3 protein-coding genes are annotated in these 2,792 nt (G+C 69.6%); all 3 read left to right on the top strand.

Going from position 1 to position 2,792, the window contains the following annotated elements; all coding sequences use genetic code 11:
* A partial coding sequence (locus VGV60_07370; GenBank protein ID HEV8701075.1) for a hypothetical protein occupies positions 1 to 1,383 on the top strand: 1,383 nt, incomplete at its 5' end.
* The gene (locus VGV60_07375) at positions 1,380 to 2,312 is read left to right on the top strand and encodes a lysyl oxidase family protein (GenBank protein HEV8701076.1); all 933 of its coding nucleotides are present in this window, start codon (positions 1,380 to 1,382) and stop codon (positions 2,310 to 2,312) included. The genes VGV60_07370 and VGV60_07375, both read left to right, overlap by 4 nt.
* Before the next feature lie 48 nt (positions 2,313 to 2,360).
* The coding region (locus tag VGV60_07380) for a kelch repeat-containing protein (protein ID HEV8701077.1) at positions 2,361 to 2,792 on the top strand (432 nt) is incomplete at its 3' end.

A 2,792-nucleotide genomic window follows, 5' to 3' on the forward strand; every position in this document is an offset into this window, starting at 1 on the left:
GGCGTGGCTTCGCCGGGCCCGGCGCTCTCGACCGCCCGCGCCGCAACCTCCGCCACCACGCTCCTGGACGGACGGGTGCTCGTCGCCGGCGGCAGCGACGGCACCAGCGACCTGGCTTCGGCCGAGGTCTACGACCCCGCCGCCGACAGCTTCGCGGCCACCGCCGGGGGGCTGGCCACCGCCCGCCAGGGCCATCTCGCCTTCCTGCTGCCCTTCAACAACCAGGTCCTCATCGCGGGCGGGACCTCCGACGGCGCACCCACCGCCTCCGCGGAGCTGTTCGCGCCCTGGAACGACGCGTTCAGGGCCACGGGAGACATGTCGGAGGCTCGGGCCGGGGCGGCGGGAAGCCCGCTCAATCTGGAGGGTCGGCTCCTGGTGGCCGGCGGCAGCGGCCTCTCCAGCGCCGAGCTCCACGGCTTCGCCACCGTGAGGACGGACAAGTCCGACTACACCGTTGGTGAGACGGTCACCGTCACCGGCTCAGGCTGGCAGCCGGGCGAGACAGTCGACCTGCTCCTGCGGGAGGTCCCCCAGACCCACGACGACCGGACGCTCACCGCGACCGCGGACGAGGCGGGCAACATCTTCAACAACGAGTTCGCGCCGGAAGAGCATGACGTCGGCGTCCAGTTCTATCTCACCGCCACCGGGGCCGCGTCGCAGGCGCAGACCACGTTCAGGGATGCTCCGCCTCCCCGGGAGTGCGAAACCGACGACGACTGCCCCGACGACGACAACCCCTGCACAGATGACCTCTGCAACCCCGCCGGGCAGTGTAGACACGACGCCGCAGACCGAGGTACCCCGTGCGATGACGGTAACCCGTGCACCGAGAACGACTTTTGCGTTAGCAAAGAGTGTACTCCGGGGACGGCGGCTACCTGTGACGACGCGAACGTCTGCACCAGTGACAGCTGCGACCCGACGACCGGGTGCGTCAACACGCAGAAGAGCTGCGACGACGGGGACGCCTGCACCAATGATAGCTGCGACCCGACGACCGGCGAGTGCGTCAGCGCCCAGAAGAGCTGCGACGACGGGATTGCCTGCACCAATGATAGCTGCGACCCGAGGACCGGCGAGTGCGTCAACGCTCAGAAGAGCTGCGACGACAGGATAGCCTGCACCGATGATAGCTGCGACCCGAGGACGGGCGAGTGCGTCAACGCCCAGAAGAGCTGCGACGACGGGATAACCTGCACCAATGATAGCTGCGACCCGACGACTGGCGCATGCATCAACCTCCCGGACAACGGCGCCTGCGACGACGGCAACATCTGCACCATCGACGCCTGCAGCCCGGTCACCGGCGGCTGTACATACACCCCGGCGCCCCCCGTCGGAGCCTGCAAGCCAAAGAAAGGCGGCGTCCATCTATGATCCGAGCGACGATCCGGAACTGGCCTTCAGCCGATGTCCGTGGGGATCTGACCGCCGCCGGTCACCTTCGAGTGGTCACTTCGCGGTCATTCGGCCGGAGCGTCCTCTTCTTCGCCGCCGCGGCCGCCCTCGCCGTCGCTCCGGCCCGGGCCGTGGCCGATGGAATGCCCGACCTCATCGTGAGGGCTGACCGGCTCGCCAGCCAGTGGGTCGTGCGCGACGAGAAGCTCTCCCCCGACACGTGCAGCGTGATCGAGGGCGAAGTCACCGCCGGCCTGCGCCGGCTCATCCGCTTCACCGTCATGACCCCCAATGTGGGCGACGCCGACACCTTCGTCGGCGACCCCAACGAACACGTTGCCGCGAACGATGGCCTCTTTGAGTTCGCCACCTGCCACAACCACTACCACTTCCGCCACTACGCCAATTACGAGCTCATCGACCCGGCCACGGGTCAGGTGTGGAAGGCCGCCAAGAAGGGCTTCTGCATGCTGGACACCGACCCCAACCCGCCCGGGCTGGCGGGCGACGAACCGCCCCGGACCCCAAACTTCAGGAGCTGCGGCCTCGTGGGCATTCCCGGCAACCAGGGGATCAGCCACGGATGGTCCGACGCCTACCGGTTCTTCCTGGGCGGACAGTACTTCGTCCTCGACGGCGGCGACGAGCAGCCGCCGGTGCCCCCGGGCCGCTACGTTATCCGTATCACGGTGAACCCGCCGTTCGTGGCGGCGGCCGGCGAGCCCTGCCCCCACGTCGATCCGGAAGGCTTCTGCCACCAGTTGCCGGAGTCCGATTACTCCAACAACGTGGGCGAGGCGATCGTGGACATCCCCGAGCATCCGGGCCGGGAGGGCGTGGGGCCGATGGCCGGCACCCCGGTGCTGGACACCGAGCTCGACGAGCACGGGAAGAAGATCAGGCCGTAGCCGACCGAGCCTGGATGCGGTCGATTTTCGACGGTGCGGAGGGTACACATGACACCTCGCGCCTCTCGACGTCCGGCCTGGCTGGTCGCGGTTGTCCTTCTTCAGGGGCTGATCTCCACAGCGGATGCACCCCAGGTGCCCACGGGGACCTGGGCTCCCACCGGCGGAATGGTTTCGAGCCGCACCGGGGCCACGGCCGCCCTGCTCGCCGATGGCCGCGTGCTGGTGGTGGCGGGGGGGGAGGACGCCGAAGGGCCCTCGGCCACCGCCGAGCTGTACGACGGCGGGACGCAAGTGTTCTCGCCCGCCGCGGCCATGGGAGTGGCGCGCGCCCGCGCCGCCGCGGTCGCGCTCAGCGACGGCCGCGTGCTCGTCACGGGCGGACTCGCCGCCGGGGGCGAAGCGACCAGCGCCGCCGAAGCCTACGATCCGGGCACCGACTCGTGGTCCGCGGTGGGCGACATGGCCGAGGCGCGCGCG

The organism is Candidatus Polarisedimenticolia bacterium (assembly GCA_036001465.1).
In the GTDB taxonomy this organism is placed as follows: domain Bacteria; phylum Acidobacteriota; class Polarisedimenticolia; order Gp22-AA2; family Gp22-AA2; genus Gp22-AA3.

Coding starts and splice junctions, on each gene's coding strand:
- VGV60_07375 (HEV8701076.1), top strand. CDS start 1,380: ATGATCCGAGCGACGATCCGGAACTGGCCTTCAGCCGATGTCCGTGGG.